Here is a 25706-nt window from a genome sequence, read left to right as displayed (position 1 = left end):
CGCGTCCTGCTGCGTCCCACCGTAGGGGCCGGCTCGCCGTCGCGTCAGGAGGGCAGGCCCACCAGGACGTACGAGGCCCACAGGTCGGGCTCGGCGGGTCCGTAGAGGTCGCGCAGCTCCAGCACGGCCTCCCGCAGCGCCCGTGCCGGGCCCAGGCCGGAGCGCAGCCTGGTGTGGACGTCGCGCATCAGAGCCCTGGTGACCTCGTCGGGGACCGGCCAGAGCGGGAGGAGCACGGACCTGGCGCCCGCGTGGAGGAACGCGTAGGCCAGGGCGGCCACGTCGTCACCGCCGCCCGGCGCGGGGCCGCGTTCGTGGGAGCCGAGGACGACGAGCCGGGCGTCGACGGCCATGCTCATGAGCCGCCTGCCGGTCAGGAGACCGTCGGCGAGCCTGACGCCCGAGCCGAACGGGTCGGCCGGGTCGAACACGCCCGGGCACGACAGCTGCACCACGTCCCAGGTTCCGGGGAGCCGGGCCGCGGTGGCGGCCGAGCCGGTGTGGGGCGGGACGCCCAGCAGGGCACCGGCGTCCTGCGCCGCCGCTTCGAGCGTGCCCCGAACCTCGCCTTCGGGGACGGCCCGAACCTCGCCTTCAGAGACGGCCCGAGCCTCCGAGGTGTATCCGAGCACCAGCGACCGGGTGCCCGTCGCGGGGCCCCGCCGGGTGAGGCGGGTCAGGGCCGCGACGGAGGGGGCGTAGGACACGGGGGCACGTTCGAGGAGCGAGCGGCCGTTCGGGGCGAGCGCGTGGAGCGGGACGCGGTGCAGCTGGGCGTGCGGGACGAGGTGGAGGTGGTCCAGGTCGTCGCCGAGCGCGTCGAGGGTGTCCGACAGCAGGAGGTCGGCCAAGCGGCGCCAGACGGCCGCGCGGTGGCGGCGCGCCTCGATGTCCAGCAGCCCCGGGCGGCGGCCGGCGGTGGTGGCGGCGAAGTCGGCCAGCAGCTCGTGGCCGACGGTGGTGGGGAAGGCGCGCGGCCCGGACCAGCCGGTGCGGTGGGCGAGCACCGTCACGCTCTGCTCACCGAGGTGGAAGCCGACCACGGCGATCCCGCCGCCGGATCGGCCTCCGGAGGTGACGAGGGCGTCGAGGTGGAGCCGGTCGAGCGGAGGAGCCCGGTGCAGGGCGACGTAGTCGGGGGCGAGGGGTTCCATCCGGCGCCACAGCGCCTCCACCTCGGCCTCGGCGGTGCGGGCTCGCCCGAGCAGCCTCGCGGCTTCCCCCGGGTCTCGGGTGTTGCGGGCGGCCGCTCTGAGCGTCCGCACGGTGTCGAGTCCGCGCCGCTCGGCCTCCACGAGCTCGGCGGGCACGCCGTCCGGCAGGTGGCGGTGACCGAGGTGGGTGGACAGGGTGGCGGACTTGGCGTGCTCCAGGTGCCGCCAGGCCGCCAGGCCGCGGCCCAGGCGTACGGCCAGCCGGATCGCGCGGTCGCGACCGGCGGCGTGGCCCAGGTCGCCGGCCCGTTCGGCGTCGGCGAGCGCGCTCGGCAGGTCGCCCAGCCGCTCGGCGGCGACGGAGCGGTCGTGCAGGGCGATCCCCAGCTCCAGCTCGTGTCCGAGCTCCTCCAGCGGCCCGATCGCCTCCGACAGGTGCCGGTGGGCTCGGGCGTAGGAGGTGGTGGCCACGTAGAGCGCGCCCAGGCGGCCGAGGGCGAGCGCCTCCCCCGGCCGATATCCGATCTCCCGGGCCAGGGCCGCGGCCTCCGCCAGGTCGACCTCGGCGCGGGAGGTGTCCTCGAGGCGGGCGAGCAGGACGAGCGCCAGGACCACCCCGCGGGTGCGGCCGCGGGCGTGTTCGATGTCCAGGGCGCGCTCGGCGAAGAGCCTGGCCTGGTCCGCCGAGTCCCGCAGGGCGCAGACCAGGCTCAGGTCGGCGTAGCTGTCGGCGAGGTCCGCACGGGAACCCGCTTCCTCCACGATCGCGATGGACTGCCGGTAGAGGGCCTCCGCCTCCGCCAGTTCGCCCAGCTTGAGGTGGAGTGCGGCCCGTCCGGCCAGCAACGGGGCCCGCAGCGCGCCCCAGACCGGCGAGGACAGCAGTTCGAGCCCCTCGTCGAAGGCGTGTGCCGCCTCCGGCCAGCGGGCCTGGTCGGCGCGGACGCGACCGAGCAGGTCGAGCGCCCGCACGAGGTCCGCGGGGAGCGCGGCGTCGGCGTCGCGGGCCCGGGCGACCGCCTCGGTGAGGTGGTCGGCGGCCTCGTCCAGGCGGCCCAGGTCCCGGGCCGCCGCGCCGAGGTTGCGCAGATGGTCGATCACGAGCGCGTCGCGCAACTCGTAGCCGCGGGCGGCGTACGCGCGGGCGGCCTCCAGGTCCCCCAGCGCCCGGCAGAAGGCGGAGAGCTTGGCCAGCAGGACCGAGTGGTACTCGGAGGCGGGCGGGCGGCCGTTGACGGGGTAGGCGGCGAGCGTGCGGGCGGTCTCCAGGTCGCCGGCGAGCGTCTGCTCGGCGAGCGTGCGGGCGGTCTCCAGGTCGCCGGCGGCCTCCGCCTCCTCGATGCGGAGCCAGGTCTCCAGCCGTTCGGCCCGGTCGCCGTCCGCCGCCCTGATCGCCTGGCTCAGGGTCGCGTGGCCGCGGGTCGCGTCGCCGAGCGTGAGCTGGATGCGGGCCAGCCGCGACAGCAGCTCCGCGTCCAGGCCCCCGCCCATGACCGCGACGAGCTCGAAGGCGCCGCCGGACGACGCCAGGTCAATGGATGGGGTGAGGCTGGACAGGCCGGCTTCGAGGGCGGCTCGGGCGCGGCGGAAGTCGCCGCGCTCCTCCAGCGCGAAGCCGAGCTTGATCGAGGTGAGCGCCGCCAGCCGGGGCTGGTCACCGGCGCGGAATCCGGCCACCGCCAGCTCCAGCGCCTCCACCTGCGCGTCCAGGTCCCCGGTACGGGCCGCCAGCGCTGCCAGCCGGTCGCGGACGACGGCCTCCTTGAGCGGGTCTCCGGCGGACAGCCCCAGGGCCGAGTTCAGCCGTTCCGCCGCCTCGTCCCACGAGCCGAGCCGCAGGTCCAGCGCGGCCCGCCCCAGCACGGCGATGAGGACGGCCCCCACGTCACCCTCGGCGGCGGCCAGCTCCAGCGCCCGCTCCAGGTCGGCCGGCGCGTCGTCGTAGCGGTCGAGGGCGGTCAGGCAGGAGGCGCGCATGGTCAGCGCGGACGACTCCTTGACCGGGGCACGCAGCCTGGCGAACGCCTCCGCCGCCGCCCCGAACTCCTCCAGCGCCTGCCCGGCCTCCCCCTCCGCGTACGACAGCGCACCCAGGTTGTAGCGCGCCGAGGCGGCCCCGTCGTAGTGGCCGAGCGACTCGTACTCGCGCTCGGCCAGCCCGAAGGCCGTCCTGGCGCCGTCGACGTCGCCGCGGCCACGGCGGCGGCCCGCGATGCGGTACCACTCGTCGGCGGGCTCGCGCCGCTCGCCCCTGCGCCGCACGATCTCCACCAGCCGGGTCTCGCACGCGGCGGCCTGGCCGGGATGACCGCGCTCCACCAGCAGGACGGCGTGCGCGTCGAGCACCCGGCAGGCGTCCTCCCACGCCCCGGCGGCCTCCAGCTCGATGGCGCAGGCGGCCATGCGTTCCGCGGCCGCGGTGAGGTCGTCCTGGTCGAGGGCCGCCCGGGCGGCGTGGACGAGCGCCATGGCGGCCGGGACGACCTCGCCCAGCTCCCGATGGAGCTCGCGGGCCCGGACCGCGCAGGCCACGGCGCCGGCCGGGTCGCCGGCGGCCAGGAACGCCTCGGCCGTGTGCCCCTGCTGGGCCGCCTCCTCCGCCGCCAGCCCGGCGCCCTCGCACAGGGCGATGGCGCGGTGGTGGTGTTCGAGGGCGCGGACGGGGTCGCCGGCTCTGAGCAGCACGACGCCCATGCTGCCGAGCTGGAGCGCCTCGGCCCGGACCTCGCCCAGCGAGCCGTAGACGGCCGCCGACCGCGCGAACGACTCCAGCGCCGACCCCAGCTCGCCCAGCTCCTGGTACGCGCGCCCCTGCTCGGCCAGCGCGTACGCCACCCGAGCCCCCTCAGCGGGGCCGAACGCCTCCGCCGCCCGCCCCAGCACGACGCAGGCCACCCGCGGCCGCCCCAGCGAGGCCAGCCGCAGCCCGGACTCCAGCAGGAACTCGCCGGGCGAGCCGGCCTGCCGCTCGGCATAGCGCAGCAGCTCGACCGCCACCTCGTCGTCCCGCGTGGCCATCGCCAGCTCGGTCGCGGCCGCCGCGAGCCGCTCGTCCGGCGCAGGCGTCCCGTCGAGTGCCGCGCCGAGCTGCGACAGCAGCTCCGGGTCCCCCTCCCCGGCGAGCTCGAGCACCTCCCCGAGGTCCCCCGGGTCGCCCTGCGCCGAGAAGCGCGCCAGCAGCGCCCCGCACAGCACCCGCCGCGCGGGCGCCGGGTCCTGGCCGGACTTCACGGCCAGCTCCAGTCCCTGGCGCGCGGAGGCCACCGCCTCGTGCAGGTCCTCGACCCGTCCCGAGTGCGCGGCCCGCCACCGCAGCACCTCCGAGACGAGCCCGTACGCCTCCGCCCGCGGCGACAGCAGCTCACCGGCCGCCAGGGCCTCCCGTAAGGCGGCGATGGCCTCATCGGCGTGCCTGGCGTCGAGGTCGAGCTTGAGCGCCTGGCCGAGCAGCATCAGAACCCCGGGCCTGGCCGGATCCCGCTCCCCGTGGGCCGCGAGCGCGGCACGCGCGGCTGTGATCGGCTCCGCGGGGTCCCCGCCGGTCACGACGGCCCGCCTGAGCAGCGCGTTGGCCAGGTTGGCGAGCAGCCTGGCGCGGTCGGGGTGCCCGCGCGGAGCCTGCCCGGCCGCCTCGCGCATGACCTCGACGGCGGTCTCCAGGTCGTCGGGGTCGCCGGTGACGCCGTAGCGGTTCCAGCGGCGGTCTCCCAGCAGCCCGAGCCGCACGACGGGGTCGGCGCCGAGCCCGAGCGCCGTCTCGCCGGGCGTCACGTGCAGGGCGGCCAGCATCTCCGTCCCGGCCTCGAGCGAGCGCTCGTCCCCCGTGACGACGAACCACTCGACCAGCCCGGCCGCGTACGGCGCGAGCACGCCGGGGTGGGCCCACTGCTCGTGCCAGAAGTCCAGCGCGCACTGCCCGACCCTGATGAACGCCAGCAGATCGCGGTCGGCGTACGAGCCGGCCGAGCGCGCCCGGGTGAGCTCGGCGAGCGCCAGCAGCGCCTGCGACCGCTCCTGGCCGGCCGGCGCCTGCGCGGCCGCCACGTACGCCCCGGCCAGCTCCTTGTCGCCGAACGCCGCCAGCCCGAGCGCCGTGGCCAGCTCGTCCACGTGCGCCGGATCGGCCAGCGCCGCCCTGAACAGCACGTGCACGGCGTCGTCGACGACCTCCAGCTCCCCCGTGGCCCCGAACAGCCGCACCAGCCCGTCGCCCAGCAGAGCCAGCGCGCCGGGCGCCCAGGCCGGGTCGGGCGAGCGCGCCGACTGCCGGAGCAGCAGCTCGCCGAGCCGGTCGGCCACCTCCGGCGTGGGCTGCGCCATGGCCCGCCGCACGAGGGCGTGGACCAGCAGCTCCACGTGCGGGTACGCGGCCGGGTCCACGTGCTGGAACATCTCTTCGACCAGCCCCGCCCACGTGCCGGCCGAGTCGCCGGGGGGCGCGTTCGAGCCGCGCAGCCGCTCCGGGAGCCGCCCGGGATCGACCACGGCCACGGCGGCGAAGAACGTGCCCGCCACCGCCGCGTCCTGCGTGAACCGCTGGTCCAGCCGGTAGCGGGCCAGGTGGAGCAGGCCGATCAGGCGCCAGGTGACGGCGTCGGTCCGGTCGCCGGCGCACGCCCGCATCGCCTGCTCGGCCTCGACCAGCGCCGCGGGGTCCCAGATCAGGTCGGGATCCGCGGCCTGCTCGAACCGCTCGATGCGGGCGGCCAGCGCCCGAGCCGGTTCGGTCATGGGCACAGGCTCTCACCGGCGTGCGCGCCCGTACAGAACCGTGCTTTTGACCTCCACATCGCCCCGTACGGTATCGCCCTTTACGGTGTCAGCTCGATGAAGGACACGCCCGGCATGGGCAGGTCGAATTCGAGGGTGACCGTGCTCCCGGCGGCCGTGGCCGGCGGGGCCAGCTCGTCCAGCGTGTTGGCTGCCCGGAGCTTGTCCCACTGCTCGTCCGCCGGCCAGTCGCCGCCGCCCATCGCCTGCCAGGCCGCCTGCACGTTGGAGTGGTCGCGGTCGATGCGGTGGTGGGTGAGCGTGTACTCCCCGTCGCCGAGCCCGTCGACGGTCAGGGACACCGTACGGGTGAGCTCGGGGGCGCCGTCGGCCTGGGCGTGGTTGAGGGTGCCGTTCCAGACCAGCACGCCGATCCTGCCGTCCGCGTGCCGGGCCGCCCACGCCTCGACGCCGCCCACGTCGCCGTCGAGCGTGGCGGCCAGCTCCGCGTCGCCCAGCCGGGAGGCCAGGGTGAGCGCGTGGAAGCGCGGCTTGCGCAGGTTGCCGACCGTCAGCAGGCCGAACCCGCCGTGGAACAGCCGCGGCGGCCGGCCCAGCTCCTCGAAGTGGTCGGAGGCCACCCAGTGTGACAGCGCGGCGATCCGGCCGGCGGCCGACTTCATGCCGTGCAGCAGGAACGCCGCCCCGAACGGCCCGTCGCCGATGCCGTGGAAGTGGGTGGGCGTGGGCCCCCATTCGGTCCACCAGACGGGGACGTCCACGCCGTACCTTTCCAGGACGGGACGCCAGTCGAGCGGCGCGTTGCCGTAGGTGTGGCTGGAGACGAAGTCGAGCGCCGCGCCCGACTCCTCGACGTGGGCGAGCAACTCCTCCACCCAGCCGTCGGCCGCCGAGGCGGGCCCGCCGACGCGCAGGTCCGGGTGGACGTTCTTCACGGCCGCGGCGGTGACGTCGTAGAGCAGGAAGTACTCCTCGGGCGTGCCGGTCCAGAAGACGGCCAGGTTCGGCTCGTTCCAGACCTCGAAGGCCCAGTGGTCGATCAGCTCGTGGATCCCGTACCGCTCGGCCAGGTGCTCGACGAGCGCCCTGACCAGGTCGCTCCACGCCTCGAAGTCCTTCGGCGGCGAGACGACGGCACCGTAGCCGAAGACGGTCCTGGAGGGATCGGCGGCCAGGTCGCGCGGCATGTAGCTGAGCTCCACGATCGGCCGCAGGCCCAGCGCCACCACCTTGTCGTAGACCTCGTCCACGCGGCTGAAGTCGTAGACCGCCTGACCGTCGACCTCGCGGTAGACGCCCAGGTCGTCGCAGAGGATGGCGTGCGCCCTGACCGTCTGGACGCCGAGCTCGTCGCGCATGACGCGCAGCGCCTCGGCCAGCTCCTCGCCGATGGGCCGGCCGCCGCACTCGTCGGTGCTCAGCAGGTGCGACAGGTGCTCCGACCCCACCATGTACGCCCACGGGCGCGGCAGCTCGCGGGTCACCCGCCCCGCGTCCACGTGGATCGACACCCCGGCCGGCCCTTCGAGCGGGACGGCGTGGACGGGCTCGGACAGCGGGCCGGCGTGGTCCACGGCGGCGACCGCGGCCACCTGGTAGGACGCCGCTCCGTGGCCGGTGTCCACGTACCGGCAGGACGGGACGGCGGGCACGTCCACATCCGGCGGCGTGGCCGGCGCCCCGTCCCTGTGCACCACGTAGCCGATGGCGCCGGGCACGGCGTCCCAGGTCAGCGTCACCTGGCCCGCTCCCGGGAGCGCCGACAGGCCCGTCGGGGCCGGCAGCTCGGGCCGGGCGGCCGGGGTGATCGCGCCGGACTCCTGGCCGATGCGCTCCTGCCAGTCGCGGTGGGCAGCCATGTTCATGAAGAGACGTTCCATTCCTCGATTTCCATTACCGGGCGCAGCTTGGCCTCCACGCCCGAGCCCGCGAAGTAGCGGTGCAGGTCGCCGCCGGTGAGCACGTTGCCCAGGGCGGCCATCACCATGCCCTGGTCGAGTGCCAGGTACCACTTGGACACGGCCCCCGAGCGGACCGCGACGGCGTCGTAGAAGCCGCCGGGGCCGTAGGAGTCGAAGTTCCGGCGGAGCTTGTCCAGGTTGTCGATGGCCGCGGCCTTCGCGTACGGCAGCGCCAGGAAGCTGGCGTGCGGCGTCACCACGCCGTCGCCGTAGGCGGCAGGCTCCGCCTTGGCGGGGCGGCAGCCCTCGTAGCCGGGGTCGGTGCCGGTGCGCTCGCGGTCGGAGGTGTAGCCGGGCTCGTCCATGCCGAGCGGGTCCACGCCGTACTCGCGGTAGCCGCCGTGCGGGTCGTTGGACGGCGAGAAGCCCCAGTAGCCGTACTTGGCCTCGTCGAGGCCGTGCTCGATCTGGGCGCGGACGAACACCGGGTGGTTGCGGCCCCAGCTCCTGGGCGCCCACTTCGCCTCGGGGACCACGAGGTCCGGCATGAGGGCCTCGAACATGGAGCCGCCCCAGTTCGGGACGAAGCGCATGCCGCGGTAGGCGTACGTGCCCTCCCAGACGTTCACGCCCAGATACTTCTTCCACGAGCCGACCGGCTTCTGGTCCTGCCAGCCGAAGTCGCAGCCGTTGTCGGGGAAGGTGCGGTACGGGCCGAAGTAGCTCTCGCGCGGGAGCTGGCCGAGCGCGATGCCCACGTACTGGCCGATGCGGGTCTCGGCGGGCGCGCCGTAGTGGTGGCAGGTCGAGTAGACGGTCGTGCCGGTGCCGGCGTAGTCGCTCGCGACGTGGCAGCCGTCGGGCGGCTCGGGCCAGAAGCCCCCTCGGATCAGCCCGGTGCCCGCGTCGGGGCGGGCGGCGGGGTCGTAGTAGGAGGCGAAATTCATGGAGGTCAGCAGACGGTTGGCGCGGGTGGCGTATTGCGGGGTCGCGTTGCGGACCATCATCAGGGCCGCGGCCAGCCAGCCGTTGTCCACGCTGGAGGCGAACAGGCGCACCGGGTCGCCGGTCTCCGGCCAGGTGTGGATCAACTGGAGGGTGCCGGGATCGTACCAGTTGTAGAACTGGCCGGTGGGGGTGTTCCGCTCAAGCCGCTCCAGCGCCCTGATCACCCTGCCGACCCTGGCGGCGGCGTCCGCGCCGCTGATCAGGCGCAGGTCGCGGGCGGCGAGGGTGCTCCACAGGTACGTGCCGATGTTGGTGGGTGAGGTGACCTTCGCCCTGGTCGCGAGGTCGCCGGTCACCTTGTCGGCGGGCAGGCCGGTGGCCGGCTCCACCATGGCGGCGATCGACCGCCAGGTGTCCTTGGCGTAGCGAAGCAGGGTGGCGTCCGTGGAGGCGGCGGCGGGGGCGGCCGGCACCGCCAGGGCCAGCACTAAAACGCCGGACAGGACTGTCTTGCGCATGAGGGGCTCCTCTACTTGAGGCCGGTGGTGGCGATGCCCTGGATGAAGAAGCGCTGCAGGAAGACGAACAGGAACAGGATCGGCGCGATCACCACGACCGAGCCGGCGACCAGCAGGTTGTAGTGGGTGGCCTCGTGCCCGTTCAGGATGTTGAGCGCGACCGGGAGGGTGTACATGTCCTCGCTCTGCGCGACCACGGCCGGCCACAGGAAGTTGTTCCACGAGCCGAGGAACGTGATCAGCCCCAGCGTGGCCAGCGGCGGCCCGCACAGCGGCAGGATGATCGTGAAGAAGATCCGGAACTCCCCCGCGCCGTCCACCCTGGCCGCGTGGATCAGCTCGTCCGGCAGATCGGCGATGAACTGCCGCATCATGAACACGCCGAGCGGCGTGACCACGGTCGGCAGGATGATCCCGATGAACGTGTTGACCATGCCGAGCTTCGCGATCAGCACAAACTGCGGCACCATGAGCACGATCGCCGGGATCGCGAGCTGCACCAGCACCAGGCCGAAGGCGAGGTTCTTGCCGCGGAAGGACAGCTTGGCGAAGGCGTAGCCGACCATGGAGCAGAACAGCAGGTTGGTGGCGACCAGCACGAGCGCGATGAGCATGCTGTTGGCGAAGGCGTTGCCGATGTTCACCCGCTGGAACAACTCCGCGAAGTTGTCCAGGGTGAACGTCTGCGGCCAGAACGTCGGCGGGTCGCGCCTGATCTCCCGCTCCGGCTTGACCGAGCTGAGCGCCGTCCACAGGAACGGCCCGGCGACCAGCGCCAGCCCCAGGCTCAACCCCAGGTAGACGACCGCGCGCTGGCGGCGGGTCCGGCTCATCTGCGCCTCCCCATTCTCAGCTGCAGTACGGCCAGCGCCACGATCACCACGAACAGCACGGACGAGGCGGCCCCCGCGTAGCCGTAGTTGCCGACGCCGAACTGGTTGAAGATGGCCAGCGAGGCCGACAGCGTGGAGTCGAGCGGGCCTCCCCTGGTCATGACCAGCGGCTCCTCCAGGAACTGCATGAAGCCGACCGAGCTGTAGACGGTGCAGAACAGCAGCACGGGCCGCAGCGAGGGCACGGTGACCGCGCGGAAGCGGGCCCAGCGCCCGGCGCCGTCCACCTCGGCTGCCTCGTACAGCTCCTTCGGGATGCTCTGCAGCGCGGCCAGCAGCACGACCATGTTGAAGCCGAAGCTGCGCCAGGCCGTCATCACGATGATCGACGGCAGGGCGGTGGAGGTGCTCTGCAGCCAGTTGGGGCCCTGGACGCCCACCAGCTCCAGCAGCCGGTTGACCAGCCCGGCCTCCGGCTCCAGCAGGAACTTCCAGGCCACGGCGATGCCGATGATGCTGGTGATGTTCGGCAGGTAGTAGCCGAGCCGGAAGAACGCGGCCGGCAGCCGGGCGATACCCGAGTTGAGCAGCACGGCCGCCGCCAGCCCGAGCCCGATGGTCAGCGGCAGCGCGGTGACCACGAAGACCACGGTGTTGAGCGCCGCCTTGCGCATGGCGCCGTCGTTCATGAGCCGCAGGTAGTTGTCGACCCCGACCACGTTGACGGCGAGCGGGTCGCTCACGTCGGTGCTGCGCATGTCGGTGAAGCTCATGCCGATGCCGACCAGCAGCGGGCCCAGGTAGAAGACCGCGAACAGCACCACGAACGGCAGGATGAAGATCCAGCCGATGCCGGCCTGGCGTAACGTGCCCCTGAGCCTGATCGGCGCCACCCGCCGGGCGGGAACCGCCACGCTCATGGGCCCTCCCGCGTCGGCTCCGCGCCGGCGTCCCATCCGCTCACAGGCCGGTGCCGATCGTGTCGGCCTGCGACTGGATCGCCTTGAGCGTCTGCTCGGGCGTCTGCGCGCCCCGGGCCAGCTTCTCCAGCTCGGTCTCCAGCACCCTGGCCACCTGCTCCCACGTCGGGAACGGCGGCGGCGTCTTGGCGTCCTTGAGCTGCTCGCCGAAGACCGCGAGCTGCTTGTCGGCGGTCAGCTCCGGCTCCTGCCAGGCCTTGACGACCGCGGGCAGCGACTTCACCGTCGTGTACCACTTGGCCTGGACCTTCGGCTCGCTCAGCCACTGGATGAACTTCCAGGCGGCGTCGCGGTTCTTGGCCTTCTTGAACACCACCATGTCGGAGCCGCCCAGGAAGCTCGTCGCCGAGACCGGGCCCTTGGGGTAGGGCGCGACGTCGAACTTGTCCTTGAAGCCGGGGCCGCCGTCGTTGTTCAGCACGCCGACCATCCACGGGCCGGAGAAGAAGCCGCCGACCTCCCCCTTGATGAAACTCTGCGGGAAGGCGCCCTCCGGGGTGTTGTTGGGGGCGAGCTTCTGCGTGAACAGCGACGCGTACTGCTTGAGCGCCGTGAGCGCCTCGGGGGTGTCGAACGTGTACTTGCCGTCCTTGACGATCTCGCCGCCCGCCTGCCAGATGAGCGGCAGCACCTCCTGCCAGGAGGCTCCCTGCGTGTAGCTCTGGTTGAAGCCGTTCTTCGCGCCGCCCTTCTCCTTGAGCGCCCTGGCGAACGCGGTGAACTCCTCCCACGTCTGCGGCGGCTCGACGCCGGCCTTCTTCGCCTGGTCGGTGCGGTAGTACAGGACCCGGGTCTCGACGTACCAGGGCACCCCGTACGCGGTGCCGTTGACGTCGACCGTCTGCCAGGCACCGGGGAAGAACACGGACTTGTCGACCAGGTTGCCGGGCGTCGGCTCCAGCGCGCCGGTCTTGGCCAGCTCGCCCGACCAGGTGGAGCCGACCATGCTCACGTCGGGCGTGGCGCTGCCCGCGATGGCCGCGGTGATCTTGTCGTGCGCCACGTCCCAGCCGATCGCCGTGACGTTGACCTTCACGCCGGGGTTGGCGGCCTCGAAGTCCTTGACGAACGCGCCGAGCGCCTTGCCCTCCTCGCCCATCGCCCAGACCGTGACCTCCCCCGTGATCTTGCCGGTCGTGACGTTCTGTGCCTGCTCAGGAGTTCTGTCTGCGTTGCGGCCGCAGCCGGCGGCCAGGATCGCGAGGGCCAGCACGCCGCCCGCGGCGCGCCGGGTGGTGGTGTTCACGGACTACCTCCTGGGGGTTGGTCACCGCGGCCGGAACGGTTCTCCGGCTCGGCGGTCAGGACTCGGTGACGTCTCGGGGTGGTGGCCGCAGCTGGAGCGGACCACCAGCTCGGTGGGCAGGCTCTGGTGGCGGGGCAGGTCGCGGGCACCGGTGATCAGCTCGTCGAGCGCGCGGGCGGCGCGGGCGCCGAGCTCGCGCATGGGCTGGCGTACGGTGGTCAGCGCCGGGCGGGCGTGACGGGCGGCCATGATGTCGTCCCAGCCGGTCACGGCCAGGTCGCCGGGCACGCTCAGGCCGAGCTCCTCGGCGGCCAGCAGCGCGCCCAGCGCCACCTCGTCGTCGGAGCAGATGATCGCCTCGGGCCTGCCCTTGCCCCTGAGCAGGTCTCTGGCGGCCTCGAAGCCGCACTCGACGGTGTAGTGGCGCGTGTCCACGGCCTCGATCGCGCCGCCGAGCACCGCCCGCACGCCCTGCCAGCGCTCGTCCACGTCGTCCCGGCTGGTCATGGGCGCGCCGAGGAAGGCGAAGCGCTCGTAGCCGTGCCCGGCCAGGTGGGCGGCCAGCTCTCCCGCCGAGGCTCGGTTCTCGCTGCGCAGCGTGTCGGCGCCGGTCAGCGGGTCGCGCGAGATGAACACCAGCCGCATGCCGAGCCGCAGCAACTCGGCGACCAGCGGCTCGGGGACGGTGTGGCCGAAAATCAACATGCCGTCGACCCGCCCGGCGAGGTCCTTGACCAGGTCGTTGACCCGCGTGCGCCCCTTGGTGGACAGGATGACGACGGAGCGCCCCAGCTCGGAGGCGACCTCCTCGTAGCCGAGCAGGACCTCGGTGTAGTAGGGGCCCGCGAGGTCGGGGAAGACGATGCCGTTGGCGGCGTGGCGGCCCTCGGCCAGGCTCACCCCGAGGCGGCTGGGCGTGAAGTTGAGCTCCTCGACGGCCTTGAGCACCTTCTCGCGCGTCCTGGCCGCGACCGGGCCGGTGCCGCGCAGCGCCCGGGACACGGTCGCGATCGACACGCCGGCCCGCTGGGCCACCTCGTAGATGGTCACGTCCATCGAGCGTCTCCCTATTGTGTAAGCGCTTCCACCCTGGACTGTAAGCGCTTACACACACGCAGTCTGCCAGGATTGTTAACTTCTCGTACAGACCCCCGCAAGTAACGGTGAGGTCACGCCCCCGATGGGTAGTCGTGGATCATGCTCTATGGCGAGGAACATGTACGGCGATACCAGGAGACCAATGGCGAGGAGGGACACGACTGGAACAACACGACAGTCCTCCTCCTCACCACGAAGGGCCGCAAGTCCGGCCGGTCCTACACGACGCCGCTCATCTATCAGAAGCACGGTGACGACCACGTGATCGTCGCGTCCAAGGGCGGCGATCCCGACCACCCTGAGTGGTACAAGAACATCCTGGCCAATCCCGAGGTCGAGGCGCAGGTCAAGGGCGACAAGTTCAAGGCTCATGCCCGTACGGCGACGAAGGACGAGAAGCCGGAGCTGTGGCGGCTGATGGCCCGTACCTGGCCGGACTACGACGAGTACCAGAAGAAGACCGACCGCGACATCCCGGTCGTCGTGCTCGAACGCGTCAAATAAGGCAGGCCCCGCCGCACCCGGTCAGGGCGCGACGGGGCTCCTCTTACGTCACCTGAGCTGGTAGGCCCTGATGACGGTCTCGGTGAAGCCGTTGCCGCCGGTGTCGGCGGCGTTGACGCGCAGCGAGGCGAACCCGCCGCGCGCGCTGACGGGGTGCCACGTCTGCGCGGCCCACGTGCCCTTGCCCGCCGGATGCACCAGCGTGGGCAACCAGGTGCGGCCGTCGTCGTAGGAGATCTCCACCGTGAGCTTGCGCAGCGGCAGGCCGGGCGAGCCGTCCTGGCGCTGGACGCTCAGCGGGATGCTCATGTGACCCACCGCCGCCCGGTTGCGGTCGTCCAGCTCAGGGGCGATCTTGACGGTCAGCAGCGGCAGCACCTGGCGCTTGCCCGGCTCGGCCGACTTCGACCTGAACTTCCACTCGGCGCTGACCCGGGTGGAGAACTTGGTCTGCTTCGCCTCCCGGTCGGCGGTCATGGTCAGCCGGTATTCGCTCGCCTTCGTCTCGGCGGGCACCTCGACCGGGCCTGGCAGGTAGTCGGCGGCGTAGATCTCCTTGCCGTCGCGGTAGACCTTGGCCTGCGGGGCCGTGTACTCGCCGTAGGAGACGCGGTCCGGCGTGCTGTCCTCGAACAGCCCGGCCGAGAACTGCATCAGGTTCTCGTCGCGCCAGTTGTAGTCGCCGTCGGGGTTGAGCGCGGCCGCGAAGACGCCGGTGTTCCAGCGGTCGGCGGTCTTCTGGCCGGCCCGGTAGAAGGTGGTGTCGCCGAAGAAGAACTGGTCGACGTCGTTCCAGCCCTCCGGCGGCGTCAGGTACTGGATGAAGGACGGGTACCAGCCGGTGTCGGCGGGCGTGTAGTACTCGGTCCTGCGGAACGGCAGCGAGAAGCGCGACACCTGGCCGTACGGCATCCAGGCCAGCTCCTTCCCGTACAGCACCGGCAGGGCGAAGCGCTCGCCGAACTTGGCGTCCTGCTGCGTGGCGTACGTGGAGGTGACCTCGGCTAGGTCGCGGCGGCGCGGCTGGTAGCCGGGGTCGGCGGGGATGCGCGGCTCGGCCTTCATCAGGTGGTAGAAGTACGGGCTGTCGTCGTAGCTGCCGTCGGCCTTCGGCTTGGCCCACTGCGTCCACCGGTAGAAGGCGAAGTTCTTGCTCACGGTGCGGGCCGTCGGGATGGCCTTGATGCCCTCGACGCGGTCCGCGCCCCACATGCCGGCCAGGTCGACGTCCACGCCCATGGGCTGCACGCCCTCGGCGAGCTGCAGCAGGCCGAGCATGCCGATGGCCAGCCGAGCGGTGGGCTCCTCCGTACGGACGGTGACCGGACGCGCCTTGCGGCCCTCGGCGGCGACGGTGCGGTCGGCGTCGAGGGTGAACTCCGGGTCGGCGGCCATCACCAGGGTGCCGTCGCTGTCCATCATGAGGGTGACGACGGTGTAGCGGTGGCCCTTCTGCAGTCTGAGGTCCAGCGCGCCGTTCGCGATGTCGTAGTTGCGCTGGTCCTTGGCGTCGAGGTCGATCACGCCGGCGAACGCGGCCTGGGCGGGCTGCCCGTCGCTGCCGGTGAAGGTCAGCTTGAGCGCGCGCTTCTCCGGCTCGACCCGCATGCCGATGCCGGTGCGGACGGTGACGTCGGCGTTCCTGGCGATGACCGTGCCGCTGAACATGCCGACCGGGCCCGGCTGAGCCGTCACCTTGACCTGGGCGGTGCCGTGCGCGGGCACCTCCACGGCCGTGGCGCCGAGCTTGAACGGCGTCACCGTCGCGCCCTCGCCGTCCTTGGCGATAACGCTGAGGTCCAGCCGGACGGCGGCGTCGCCGTCGTTGCGGTAGGTGAGCGTCTGGTCCTTGGGAGCGGGGCTGGGCAGCTCGATCTCGCCCAGGTTCAGGGTGGCGGGCTCGGCGGTGATCTGCTGGGTGACGGCGCGGGCGACGTCCACGCGGCCGGAGCCCTGGACGTAGGCGCCCAGCTCGTCGCCGGGCGCGGTGGAGGCCATCAGCGCCGACTTGATCCGGTCGGCCTTCCAGTCGGGGTGCTGCCCCGCGACGATCGCGGCGGCCCCGGCCACGTGCGGGGTGGCCATGGAGGTGCCGCTCAGCGAGGTGTACGAGTCGTCGACCGGGGAACCCAGGCCCGTGCCCGCGGCCCGCGCGGCGACGATCTCCACGCCCGGCGCGATCAGGTCGGGCTTGACCGCGCCGTCGCCCACGCGCGGGCCCGTGCTGCTGAACTGGGCGACCGTGTCGTCGTCGCGGTAGGAGGCGCCGACGGAGAGCGCACGGTCCGCGGTGCTCGGCGAGCCGAGCATCTGGGGGCCGTCGTTGCCCGAGGCGATGACGAACAGCGTGCCGTACTTCTCCGACAGGCTGTTGACGGCCTGCTCCACGGGGTCCACGCCGACCGAGTCGGGCTCGCCGAGGCTGAGGTTGGCGACGCGGGCGCCGTTCTCGGCCGCCCAGGTCATGGCCTCGATGATGGCCGAGTCGGGGCAGTCTCCGGTGCGCACGCAGACCTTGCCGATCAGCAGCTTGGCGCCGGGGGCGACGCCCTTGTACCGGCCGCCCGAGGCGGCGCCGGAGCCGGCGATGGTGGCGGCGACGTGGGTGCCGTGGCCGTTGAGGTCGCGGACGTCGGGCTCGTCGGTGAAGTTCTGGGCCTTGGTGACCAGGCCCTGGAGGTCGGGGTGATCGGCGTCGTACCCGGTGTCGAGGACGGCGACGGGCACGTCCTTGCCGGTGTGGCCGGCCGCCCACGCCTGGGGCGCGCCGATGTGCGGAACGCTGACGTCGAGGGAGAGCTTGGCCTTGCCGTCCAGCCAGATCTTCGCGGGCGCGGCCGCGGCCGTCCTGGCCTGTCCGGTCAGGGCCTTCCACAGCATGCCCGCGCTGGTGCGGGGCTCGCTCTGGGCGACGCCGTTGATCGCGGGCAGCGGGTGCCCGCCCGCGGCGCGCAGCGTGGCGGCGCCGGGCTGGTCCGGGTACGTCGTGATCAGCGGCAGCGCCGGGCTGGCGGCGTCGTCGTAGCCGAGCGCGGCGAGCCGGGTGACGTTGAACAGCCGGGGGTCGAGCCGTCCGGCGGCCAGGAGGGGCATCGCGTCCGTGGGGACGATGCTGAGCCCGTCCTTGCCCCGGCGGTGCACGAACGTGACCTTCTCCCTGCCGGGGCCGGGCTTGACGTCGAGCTGGGTCTGCTTGCCGGGCAGCTCGCGGAGGGTGACCTTGTCGCCGGTGACGAGGGTGATCGTCTTGGGCGGTCCGGACGGCTTTGCCGGCTGGGTGGTCGCCTTGGTGGAGGGGGCGGGGGTGGGGGCCGCCTGGGCCGGCGTGGCGGCCGCGATGAGGGCCGATACCACGACGCCCAGAAGGGCGGTTCTCTGAAGCACATCCCGATTTCTAGTTGTCCGTGAAATTTGGTGACAAGGTGGCAGGTGTGGCCTATTGCGGCAACTGCCGGAATTGGCCAAGATCGTGGGCATGCTTGAGGACGGCCGGGCGCTGGAGGTCGTGGGCATCAGCGCCTTCGACGAGCGGGTCTACCGCGGGGTCCTGGCCAGCCCCGGGATCACGGTGCAGGAGCTCGTCAGGCGCAGCGGCGAGAGCGCGGGGCGCATCCAGTCGTCCCTGAGTCGGCTGCGCGCCAAGGGACTGGTCAGCCGCCTGTGGGGCCGCTCGCCCCGCTGGACGGCGACGAACCCCGGGGCCGCGATCCGCTCGCTGGTGCGCGGCATGCAGGGCGAGCTCGACCGGCTCACCGACACCGCCGACGAGCTGGAGGCCGCCTTCCGCACCGTCGGCCAGGGCACCGACGAGGGCGGTCAGCTCGAGGTCCTGGCCGGGCCCGAGGAGCAGGCCCGGTGGTACGTCCGCCTTCAGCAGGAGGCCAAGGAGGAGGTGCTGACCTTCGACCGGCCCCCGTACGTGCTGGACTACCACAACCCGCTCCAGACCGGCCTGCTCCGCAGCGGCGTCCGTTACCGGACCATCTACGTGCCGGAGGCCTTCGACCACGCGGGGGCGCTCGACGAGGTGGGCAGCCTGATCAAGGCCGGCGAGGAGGCGCGGGTCCTGCCGGAGCTGCCGTTCAAGATGGCCATCGTCGACCGGTGGCGGGCCGTGATGCCGCTGCAGATGGACCCGCCGCTGACGCGCGGCGTGCTGATCACGGGGTCCACCATGGTGATGGCGTTGGTGGAGCTGTTCGAGCGGATGTGGCGCGAGGCGCTGCCGGTGCGGGCGGAGCTGTGGCAGGAGTCCGGAGATTCGCCAGACCTCGGACCGTCAGCGGCGGACCTCGCCCCTGAGGCGGGAGCACTCAGCCCAACGGCGGGGGCACTCAGCGCCGCGGAGGGCACCCTCAGCTCTGGTTCCGGGGCGCTCAGCCCTGGATCTGGGGCGCTCAGCCCTGGGTCCAGGTCCCTCATCCCTGCGGCCAGGTCGCTCAGCCCTGCGGCCAATGCGCTCAGCCTGGAGGACCGCAGGCTCCTGGCGCTGCTCGCGGCCGGGCTCAAGGACGACGCCATCGCCCGCCAGCTCGGCACCAGCCCGCGCAGCCTCCGCCGCCGGCTGCGCCACCTCCTGGACGAGCTCAACGCGGAGACCCGCTTCCAAGCCGGCGCCCAGGCCAGCCGCCGCGGCCTGGTGTGACCGAGAGCGGCGGCTCGCGGGCCGCCGGGGGTCAGCGTGCTGGTTGCGATACCGGGAGCGGCACGTCCCACTCCCTCTCCCCCGGCTGGCCGGCCGTCGTGACACAGCAGCCCGCGGCCGTACCCCCATCACCACCGCCTCGCACAGCACGCTTCTCCCGGGCCCAGCCTGCATAGCGCGATCCCCTACCAGGGCGGGTTCGCACGGCGCGATCGCGGTCCCCGCCGGTGCCCGTTCGCACGGCGCGGTGGCCCCCTCGAAGGGACCTCCACCGCCGTCGGCCGGGCCGCCTCACCCCGCCGCGAGAGCCCTCATGACGCTCAGGGCCGCAGGGTCGCGTACAGGTCCATGGTGCGATGGGCGATGCGTTCCCAGGAGAAGTGCTCGACGGCCCTGGCCCGCCCCGCCACCCCGAGCGCCTTGGCCCGCGCCGGGTCCCGCAGCAGCGCGTTGACCCGCTCGGCCAGGTCGGCGGCGAAGCGGTCGGGGTCGTAGGGCGTGCCGTCGGGTCCCTGGGAGATCGGGACGAGCAGGCCCGTCTCCCCGTCGGCCACCACCTCGGGGATGCCGCCGGTGGCCGTCGCCACCACGGCCGTCTCGCAGGCCATCGCCTCCAGGTTCACGATCCCCATGGGCTCGTACACCGACGGGCACACGAACACCGTCGCGTGCGTCAGCAGCTGGATGACCTCGGGCTTGGGCAGCATCTCCTGGATCCAGAACACCCCGTCGCGATCGAGGCCGCGTACCAGCTCGGTGACCTCCGCCGCGATCTCCGGCGTGTCCGGCGCGCCCGCGCAGAGCACGAGCTGGGCGTCCCGGTCGAAGGACCGCGCCGCGTGCAGGAGGTGGACCAGGCCTTTCTGCCGGGTGATGCGGCCCACGAAGACGACGTACGGGCGGCGCGGGTCCACCCCGTGCTTCTCCAGCACGTCGAGATCGTGGTCCGGGGCGTATTCGGCGGTGTCGATGCCGTTGTGGATGACGCTGACCCTGTCCGGCGGGATCTCGGGGTAGGCCGCCAGGACGTCGCGGCGCATCCCCTCCGACACCGCGATGACCGCGTCCGCGCTCGCCAGGGCGGTGCGCTCGGCCCAGGACGAGATCGTGTAGCCGCCGCCGAGCTGCTCGGCCTTCCACGGCCGCAGCGGCTCCAGGCTGTGCGTGGTGATCACGTGCGGGATGCCGTGCAGCATCTTCGCGACATGCCCGGCGAAGTTGGCGTACCAGGTGTGCGAGTGGACGACGTCCGCACCCTCGCACGCGGCGGCCATCTCCAGGTCCACGCCGAGGACCTGCAGCGCGGCATTGGCGGGCGCCAGTCCCTCGGGCACCCGGTAGGCCGATACTCCGGGCTCGGCGCGGTCGGCTCCGAAGCAGCGCACGCGTACGTCGGCCAGCTTCCGCAGCTCCCTGGCCAGGTATTCCATGTGCACCCCGGCCCCGCCGTACACCTCGGGCGGGTACTCCCGGCTGAGCAGATCAACACGCATGAGACGACCTTATGGTGGGCCGCGGCCGGGGGGCCACCACCAGCAGCGAGTTTCGCGCTTGAGGTCAACCGGGGCGGCTCGATGATCTCCCGACGTCCATTGCGCAACAAATCTGGACACGAAGGGAGGTCTCCATGCCGGGATTCGTCGATAGATCGGCCATTTGAGGGTAGCGTCCTGGGCATGAGGTCCCGGAGGGTGCTTGCGGTTGTGCTGGCAGGTGGAGAGGGCAAGAGGCTCATGCCGCTCACGGCGGATCGGGCGAAACCGGCGGTGCCGTTCGGGGGGATATACAGGCTCGTCGATTTCGTCCTGTCCAACCTGGCGAACGGCGGCTTCCTGAAGATCGTCGTACTGACCCAGTACAAGAACCACAGTCTTGACCGGCACGTGTCGCGCACGTGGCGGCTGTCGGCGATGCTCGGCAACTACGTGACGCCCGTGCCCGCGCAGCAGCGGCTCGGCCCGCGGTGGTTCTCGGGGTCCGCGGACGCGCTGTTCCAGAACCTGAACCTGATCTATGACGAGATGCCCGAGCACGTGATCGTGTTCGGGGCCGACCACATCTACCGGATGGATCCGCGGCAGATGGTCGAGCAGCACGAGGACTCGGGCGCCGACGTGACGGTGGCGGCAATCAGGCAGCCGCTGTCGCTGGCCGACCAGTTCGGCGTGATCGAGACCGATCCGCAGGGGCGCAGGATCGTGGCGTTCAGGGAGAAGCCGAAGGACGCGGTGGGGCTGGCGGACTCCCCCGACGAGGTGTACGCCTCGATGGGCAACTACGTGTTCAAGACCCAGTCGATGATCGACGCGCTGCGGGAGGACGCGCTCGACCCGACCAGCAAGCACGACCTGGGCGGCAACATCATCCCGATGCTCGTCAAGTCGGGCGGGGCCGACGTCTACGACTTCAAGAACAACATCGTGCCGGGCTCCAGCGAGCGCGACCGCGGCTACTGGCGCGACGTGGGGACGCTCGACGCCTACTACGAGGCCCACATGGACCTCATCTCGGCGCACCCCGTCTTCAATCTCTACAACGACAAGTGGCCGATCTTCACCGGCCACGATCCGCTGCCCCCGGCCAAGTTCGTGCACAACGACGGCGACCGGGTGGGGCGGGCCATCGACTCGCTGGTGTCACCCGGCGTGATCGTCTCCGGCGGCACGGCGATCCGGTCGATCCTGTCGCCCAAGGTCGTGCTCCACTCGCACTCGCTGGTGGAGGACTCCGTGCTGATGGAGAACGTCAAGGTCGGCCGGGGCGCCGTCATCCGCAAGGCGATCATCGACAAGAACGTCGTGATCCCCGACGGGGCCAGGATCGGCTTCGACCTCGACTACGACCGCACCCGGTTCGCCCTGACCAGGGGAGGCATCGTGGTGATCGGCAAGAACGAGATCGTCGACCGCTGACCCGCCGGCCCGCCCCGAGCCAACCCGCGCACGCCCGCCGGCCGACAGCCCGTGCCGGCCCGCGTACGCCCGCCGGTCGGCGGCCCAGGCCGCCCCCGTGGTCCCGGCTGACCAGCTGTCTCAGCCGGCCGGCCGCACTGCCTCCAGCCAGCCCACGCACGCCCACGCAGCCCGCTGGCTGGCCGCCGACCGAACGTCCAGCCAGCCCAGCAGCCGAGCAGCCAACCCACGCACGCCCCTCTGCGCGCCGCCCCCATATGCACGCCCGGCCGTCCCAGCAGCCCAAGCAATCGGCCCGGTCAGCCCCGTCAGCCGCGTCAGCCCCGTCAGCTCCCTCGGCCCCGTCAGCCCTGTCACCCCCTCAGCCCTGCCGGCCCGCAGGCTTGCCGGCAGTCGCCTGACCGGCCCGGAGCCTGAGCAGTCGGTCCACGTACGTCCTGGCGTGCTCGGGGCCGATCGGCCGGTTGAAGAAGATCGCGTGGTAGTAGATCGGGGCGAGGACCAGCTCGATGAGCTCCAGCAGCTCGGGCGGATCTTCGCCGCGCTCACGCGCCCGCGTCAGCATGACGTCGAGCTGCACAGCCCGCTCCGCCATGAACGTCTGGTAGTCCTCACTGCGCGTGCTGACCTGGGCCGCCCGCACGTACAGATGGCCCAGCGGACCGGCCACGTCGGCCGCCGCCTGCACCGCGTACGCCTCCAGGTCGCCGCGGAGCGAGCCCGTGTCGGGCACCGGCGAGCCCTTGGCGAGCTGCTCGGTCACCGCGTCGTCGACCAGCGCCGGCAGCGTCCCCCAGCGGCGGTAGATCGTCGCCTGGTGAACACCTGATCGTTCGGCCACCCGGGCGATGCTCAGCGTGTCCCAGTCCTGCTCGCGCAACAGGTCGATGACCGCGTCGTGGACGGCCGCGCGGACCTTCGCGCTGCGACCGCCGGGCCGTCGTACGGGTTGCATACCCCCACCTTAACGCGAGACCTCTTGCATTAGGACTTCCACCGTGTTTACCTTGAAGCGAAATTCTTCGCATTAATGGGGCGCGAACGGACACAACAGCCGGCGCTCCGACGAAGGGAGCCGCACGTGAACCGTTCTCTGATCAAGGTCGCCCTGTGGGACGTCCTGCCGCCGGTCGCCGCGTACTACGCCTTACGCGCCCTCGGCGTCAGCGAGCACTTCGCCCTGCTGGGCGCCTCACTGACGGGCTTCGTGCGCGCCGTCCAGGTCGGGATCCGGGAACGCAGGCTGGACGGCTTCGCCGCCTTCATGTGCCTGATCTTCGGCCTCGGGCTCGCACTCGCCTTCCTCACCGGCGACGAACGCTTCATGCTCGCCGTCAAGTCCATCACCACCGGCGTGATGGCGGCCGTGCTGGTGACCACCTGCGTGGCGGGCCACCCGGCGGCGTACGGAATGGCCAAGCGCTTCGGCGCCGACGACGCGGCCACCGCGGCCCGCTGGGACGTGCTCTACCAGGCGGATCCCAAGTTCCGGCGCGTGTACGTGGTCATGACGCTGACCTGGGCCGCAGCCCTGCTCGCCGAGTCGGCGGTGCGGATCCCGCTGATCTACCTGCTCCCGGTGGACATCATGGCGGGCCTGTCATCGGCCCTGCTGATCGGCACACTGGCGCTGGTGGCGGTATGGAGCGCCTGGTACGGCCGCCGCGGCGAACAAGCCGCCACAGCCCACCACCAAGCCACGTGAGCCAAACCCTTCCCCCGCACAACCTTCGCCCGCCCGTACCCAGACCCTCCGGCCTGGAAAGCATGGCGCCGGGCTGCACTTCACCCGACCGCACGCGGCGGAAGACGTCACAGCGGGCACAAAGAGCAGCACCCTCCCCACAGCCCCACAGCCCCACAGCCCCACAGCCCCACAGCCCCACAGCCCCACAGCCCCCAGAAGGACATAGCACCCGAACGCCCTTTGCCCGAGCCACGCGGACGTCAGAGGGCATAGCACCCCAATGCCCTTCGCCCGAGCCACACAGGCGTCAAAGGAAATGGCGCCCGAACGCCGTTCGCCCGGCACCCGGTGGGCCGGAAAGCTCAACATCCGGCAGCGCATCCAGGACCCTTCGCCCGGCCACGCAGACGTCGGGAAGGTAATGGCGCGCGACCGACTTATCCGAGCACAGATGTTTCACACCCGATTGCCCAACCAGAGCCCTTCCGGTTACCACACAGGGCTCTGCGGCATGGCACCTGACTGCATTTCGCCGGACACCTAAGGGGGTTCGCCCGACACCTAAGGGGCCGGAAGGCACACCATCGGGCAGTGCTGGCAGCGCTCTTCGCCCGGCCGCGCAGACGTGGGAGGACATGGCGGCCGACGGTACTCGCCCAATCGGACAGGGGGTTGGGATGACATCACGTCCGGCCGGCATGAGCAATGCACTTTGCCTGGCCGTGCAGGGGGGAGGGTGTCGCGTCCGACTACGTGAGCAGTGACGCGGACAACTATGAGGAGGGGCGCACATTCCCATCAGGCGCCGAGTGCGAATATCGAGCACCCTGCTGCGGAGATCGGGTTAAAGGGGTGGGAATGTGCGGCGGGGTGGGGCCCCGGGGCGCGCCGCGACGCGTCCCCGGGAGCCCGAATCAAACTGTCCGTCAGTTCCGTCAGTAACGAGCGCCCCAAGGCCAGCCGTAGTAGCCCCAGTCACCGCTCCAAGGCCACCAACCGTGGGCGTCCCACTTGTAGGGCCACCCCCAGTGGTGGTGGTGCTTGTGGCTGTCGTCGTCGTTGTCGTAGTCGTGGTTCTTCTTGCCGTGCTTCTTCTCGTGCCGGTCGTCGTCGTAGGAGTCGTACTTCTCGTCGTCGTACTCGTACTTCTTGTCGTCGCCGTAGGAGTCGTCGTACTTCTTGTCGTCGCCGTACGAGTCGTCGTACTTCTTCTCGTCGTAGGAGTCGTCGTACGTCTTCTCGTCGTAGTCGTAAGACTTCTCGTCCCGGTCGTAGTCGTACTTCTTGTCCTCGTACCCGTCGTGGCGCTTCTTGTCGTAACGGGCGTAGTCGTCGTACTTCTTGTCGTACTCCTTCTCGTACCGGTCGTACTCGTAGGAGTCGTAGTCCTTCTCGTACCGGTCAGAGTCGTACGACTTCTCGGACTCGTCGTAGTCGTAGGACTTCTCGTCGTGCTTCTTCTTGTCGTACTTCTTCTCGTCCCGGTCGTACTCGTAGGAGTCGTAGTCCTTCTCGTACCGGTCGGAGTCGTACTTCTTCTCGTCGTCGTACTTCTTCTCGTCCCGGTCGTACGAGTCGTAGTCCTTCTCGTACCGGTCGGAGTCGTGCTTCTTCTTGTCGTAACCGGCGTCGTCGTACTTCTTCTCGTCGTACTTCTTCTCGTACCAGTCGTAGGAGTCGTAAGACTTCTCGTAGTCGAAGTCGTAGTCGTACGACTTCTCGGACTCGTCGTAGTCGTAGGACTTCTCGTCGTGCTTCTTCTTGTCGTGCTTCTTGTCGTACCGGTCGTAGTCGTTGGACTCGTAGTCCTTCTCGTACCGGTCGTAGTCGTCCTTCTTCTCGTCGTACCCGTAGGAGTCATCCTTCTCGTAGGAATCGTCCTTCTCGTACGAGTCGTAGTCCTTCTTCTCCTGGTCGTAGGAGTCGTAGTCCTTCTCGTACTTGTCGTTGTCGTAGGACTTCTCGTCCTGCTTGTGCTTGCGGTACGAACCGTCGTGCTTGTCACAGGCGCCTGCATCACGACGGCCCGCGTACACGCCCCACTTGTCGATCTTCAGCGTGCTCCAGACGTCGGACACGCAAAGATCGCCCTGGCTAGCACTGGCCGGGCCGGCCATGCCGACGAGCGCGGCGGCGACAATCAACGCACCCCCGGCCCCGGCTGCTATGAAGTTACCTTTCATGATCTCCCCCCGATATCACGAAGTGACTTTGTCACTCTAAGTAGTTATCACCGTAACGCGGTGTAACGGCACGCCCGGAACCTCTCGTCACTTTGTCGACGTCCTCAACCAAGATCGCTCGGGTATGTCCCCTGCTGACGGCACATGCGGCCAGTTGAGCGGGGATGTCGATCTTGGGATGATCGTTCCAGGGGAGATAGCTTTTGGTTATGGCCCCAGGCCTTGGGCCTCCCGGGCTCAGGGACCACATCGCCGCCACCATGAACGACGCGACTTCTGCACGGGCGGGTGACGGCGGCGGCCTCACCGGCCGTCTGCACACGCTGCTGGCGAGCGCCTACACGACCACCCCCGCCATCACTGCCG

Annotated in this window: 15 protein-coding genes; 4 read left to right on the top strand and 11 right to left on the bottom strand. The window is 71.3% G+C overall.

Annotated features, from left to right (window positions below):
- Nucleotides 1-44 precede the first annotated feature (44 nt).
- From ACFKCF_RS44610 to ACFKCF_RS44580, 7 genes are all read right to left on the bottom strand, one after another.
- Nucleotides 45-5885: a CHAT domain-containing protein gene (locus ACFKCF_RS44610; RefSeq protein WP_394501445.1), complete on the bottom strand. Its 5841-nt coding sequence runs from the start codon at nt 5883-5885 to the stop codon at nt 45-47.
- Between the two features lie 80 nt (nt 5886-5965).
- Complete coding sequence (locus tag ACFKCF_RS44605; RefSeq protein WP_394501444.1) at nt 5966-7750, bottom strand: hypothetical protein; 1785 nt, start codon at nt 7748-7750, stop codon at nt 5966-5968.
- Nucleotides 7747-9252, bottom strand: coding sequence for a glucoamylase family protein (locus tag ACFKCF_RS44600; RefSeq protein ID WP_394501443.1), 1506 nt, complete (start codon nt 9250-9252; stop codon nt 7747-7749). The genes ACFKCF_RS44605 and ACFKCF_RS44600 overlap by 4 nt, the downstream gene beginning before the upstream one ends.
- Before the next feature lie 11 nt (nt 9253-9263).
- Complete coding sequence (locus tag ACFKCF_RS44595) at nt 9264-10085, bottom strand: carbohydrate ABC transporter permease (RefSeq protein WP_394501442.1); 822 nt, start codon at nt 10083-10085, stop codon at nt 9264-9266.
- Nucleotides 10082-11005, bottom strand: coding sequence for a carbohydrate ABC transporter permease (locus ACFKCF_RS44590; protein WP_394501441.1), 924 nt, complete (start codon nt 11003-11005; stop codon nt 10082-10084). The genes ACFKCF_RS44595 and ACFKCF_RS44590 overlap by 4 nt, the downstream gene beginning before the upstream one ends.
- 40 nt (nt 11006-11045) lie before the next feature.
- On the bottom strand, nt 11046-12311 hold the full coding sequence (locus ACFKCF_RS44585) for a sugar ABC transporter substrate-binding protein (protein ID WP_394501440.1): 1266 nt from the start codon (nt 12309-12311) through the stop codon (nt 11046-11048).
- Between the two features lie 21 nt (nt 12312-12332).
- Nucleotides 12333-13367, bottom strand: a complete 1035-nt coding sequence (locus tag ACFKCF_RS44580; RefSeq protein ID WP_394501439.1) for a LacI family DNA-binding transcriptional regulator — start codon at nt 13365-13367, stop codon at nt 12333-12335.
- Nucleotides 13368-13508: 141 nt separating this feature from the next.
- Between ACFKCF_RS44580 and ACFKCF_RS44575 the strand changes: the two genes are divergently transcribed.
- Nucleotides 13509-13913 carry a nitroreductase family deazaflavin-dependent oxidoreductase gene (locus ACFKCF_RS44575; RefSeq protein WP_394501438.1) on the top strand — a complete coding sequence of 135 codons (405 nt, stop codon included), beginning with the start codon at nt 13509-13511 and terminating at the stop codon, nt 13911-13913.
- Nucleotides 13914-13961: 48 nt separating this feature from the next.
- Here ACFKCF_RS44575 and ACFKCF_RS44570 read toward each other — a convergent pair whose 3' ends face one another.
- Complete coding sequence (locus ACFKCF_RS44570; protein ID WP_394501437.1) at nt 13962-17297, bottom strand: S8 family serine peptidase; 3336 nt, start codon at nt 17295-17297, stop codon at nt 13962-13964.
- A 91-nt stretch (nt 17298-17388) separates the two neighbouring features.
- Here ACFKCF_RS44570 and ACFKCF_RS44565 point away from each other — a divergent pair, with 91 nt between their 5' ends.
- Nucleotides 17389-18558, top strand: coding sequence for a TrmB family transcriptional regulator (locus tag ACFKCF_RS44565; protein ID WP_394501436.1), 1170 nt, complete (start codon nt 17389-17391; stop codon nt 18556-18558).
- 320 nt (nt 18559-18878) lie between these two features.
- Here ACFKCF_RS44565 and glgA read toward each other — a convergent pair whose 3' ends face one another.
- A complete protein-coding gene (gene glgA / locus ACFKCF_RS44560) occupies nt 18879-20051 on the bottom strand; it encodes a glycogen synthase (protein ID WP_394501435.1) in 1173 nt (390 codons plus the stop codon).
- Nucleotides 20052-20234: 183 nt separating this feature from the next.
- On the opposite strand from glgA, the gene glgC reads away from it, so the two are divergent.
- The gene (gene glgC, locus ACFKCF_RS44555) at nt 20235-21470 is read left to right on the top strand and encodes a glucose-1-phosphate adenylyltransferase (RefSeq protein ID WP_394501434.1); all 1236 of its coding nucleotides are present in this window, start codon (nt 20235-20237) and stop codon (nt 21468-21470) included.
- Between the two features lie 361 nt (nt 21471-21831).
- Here glgC and ACFKCF_RS44550 read toward each other — a convergent pair whose 3' ends face one another.
- Entirely contained in the window at nt 21832-22425 is a 594-nt protein-coding gene (locus ACFKCF_RS44550) for a TetR/AcrR family transcriptional regulator C-terminal ligand-binding domain-containing protein (RefSeq protein WP_394501433.1), read from the bottom strand.
- Nucleotides 22426-22551: 126 nt separating this feature from the next.
- On the opposite strand from ACFKCF_RS44550, the gene ACFKCF_RS44545 reads away from it, so the two are divergent.
- Nucleotides 22552-23175 (top strand): VC0807 family protein, encoded by a 624-nt coding sequence (locus ACFKCF_RS44545; RefSeq protein WP_394501432.1) that lies wholly within the window; start codon nt 22552-22554, stop codon nt 23173-23175.
- A gap of 917 nt (nt 23176-24092) precedes the next feature.
- On the opposite strand, the gene ACFKCF_RS44540 is transcribed toward ACFKCF_RS44545, so the two are convergent.
- Nucleotides 24093-25340: a hypothetical protein gene (locus tag ACFKCF_RS44540; protein WP_394501431.1), complete on the bottom strand. Its 1248-nt coding sequence runs from the start codon at nt 25338-25340 to the stop codon at nt 24093-24095.
- Between the last annotated feature and the right edge of the window lie 366 nt (nt 25341-25706).

The sequence above is a fragment of the Nonomuraea sp. JJY05 genome, from assembly GCF_043496855.1.
Taxonomy (GTDB): domain Bacteria; phylum Actinomycetota; class Actinomycetes; order Streptosporangiales; family Streptosporangiaceae; genus Nonomuraea.
Note: the sequence above shows the minus strand (reverse complement) of the source record. Positions and strands in the feature narration are given on the sequence as shown.

Excerpts from the sequence above, each read along its gene's own strand:
- ACFKCF_RS44550 (WP_394501433.1), bottom strand. The coding sequence starts at position 22,425 with ATGCAACCCGTACGACGGCCCGGCGGTCGCAGCGCGAAGGTCCGCGCG.
- ACFKCF_RS44565 (WP_394501436.1), top strand. The coding sequence starts at position 17,389 with ATGCTTGAGGACGGCCGGGCGCTGGAGGTCGTGGGCATCAGCGCCTTC.
- ACFKCF_RS44610 (WP_394501445.1), bottom strand. The coding sequence starts at position 5,885 with ATGACCGAACCGGCTCGGGCGCTGGCCGCCCGCATCGAGCGGTTCGAG.
- ACFKCF_RS44605 (WP_394501444.1), bottom strand. The coding sequence starts at position 7,750 with ATGAACATGGCTGCCCACCGCGACTGGCAGGAGCGCATCGGCCAGGAG.
- ACFKCF_RS44575 (WP_394501438.1), top strand. The coding sequence starts at position 13,509 with ATGCTCTATGGCGAGGAACATGTACGGCGATACCAGGAGACCAATGGC.
- glgA (WP_394501435.1), bottom strand. The coding sequence starts at position 20,051 with ATGCGTGTTGATCTGCTCAGCCGGGAGTACCCGCCCGAGGTGTACGGC.
- glgC (WP_394501434.1), top strand. The coding sequence starts at position 20,235 with ATGAGGTCCCGGAGGGTGCTTGCGGTTGTGCTGGCAGGTGGAGAGGGC.
- ACFKCF_RS44590 (WP_394501441.1), bottom strand. The coding sequence starts at position 11,005 with ATGAGCGTGGCGGTTCCCGCCCGGCGGGTGGCGCCGATCAGGCTCAGG.
- ACFKCF_RS44580 (WP_394501439.1), bottom strand. The coding sequence starts at position 13,367 with ATGGACGTGACCATCTACGAGGTGGCCCAGCGGGCCGGCGTGTCGATC.
- ACFKCF_RS44600 (WP_394501443.1), bottom strand. The coding sequence starts at position 9,252 with ATGCGCAAGACAGTCCTGTCCGGCGTTTTAGTGCTGGCCCTGGCGGTG.
- ACFKCF_RS44595 (WP_394501442.1), bottom strand. The coding sequence starts at position 10,085 with ATGAGCCGGACCCGCCGCCAGCGCGCGGTCGTCTACCTGGGGTTGAGC.
- ACFKCF_RS44540 (WP_394501431.1), bottom strand. The coding sequence starts at position 25,340 with ATGAAAGGTAACTTCATAGCAGCCGGGGCCGGGGGTGCGTTGATTGTC.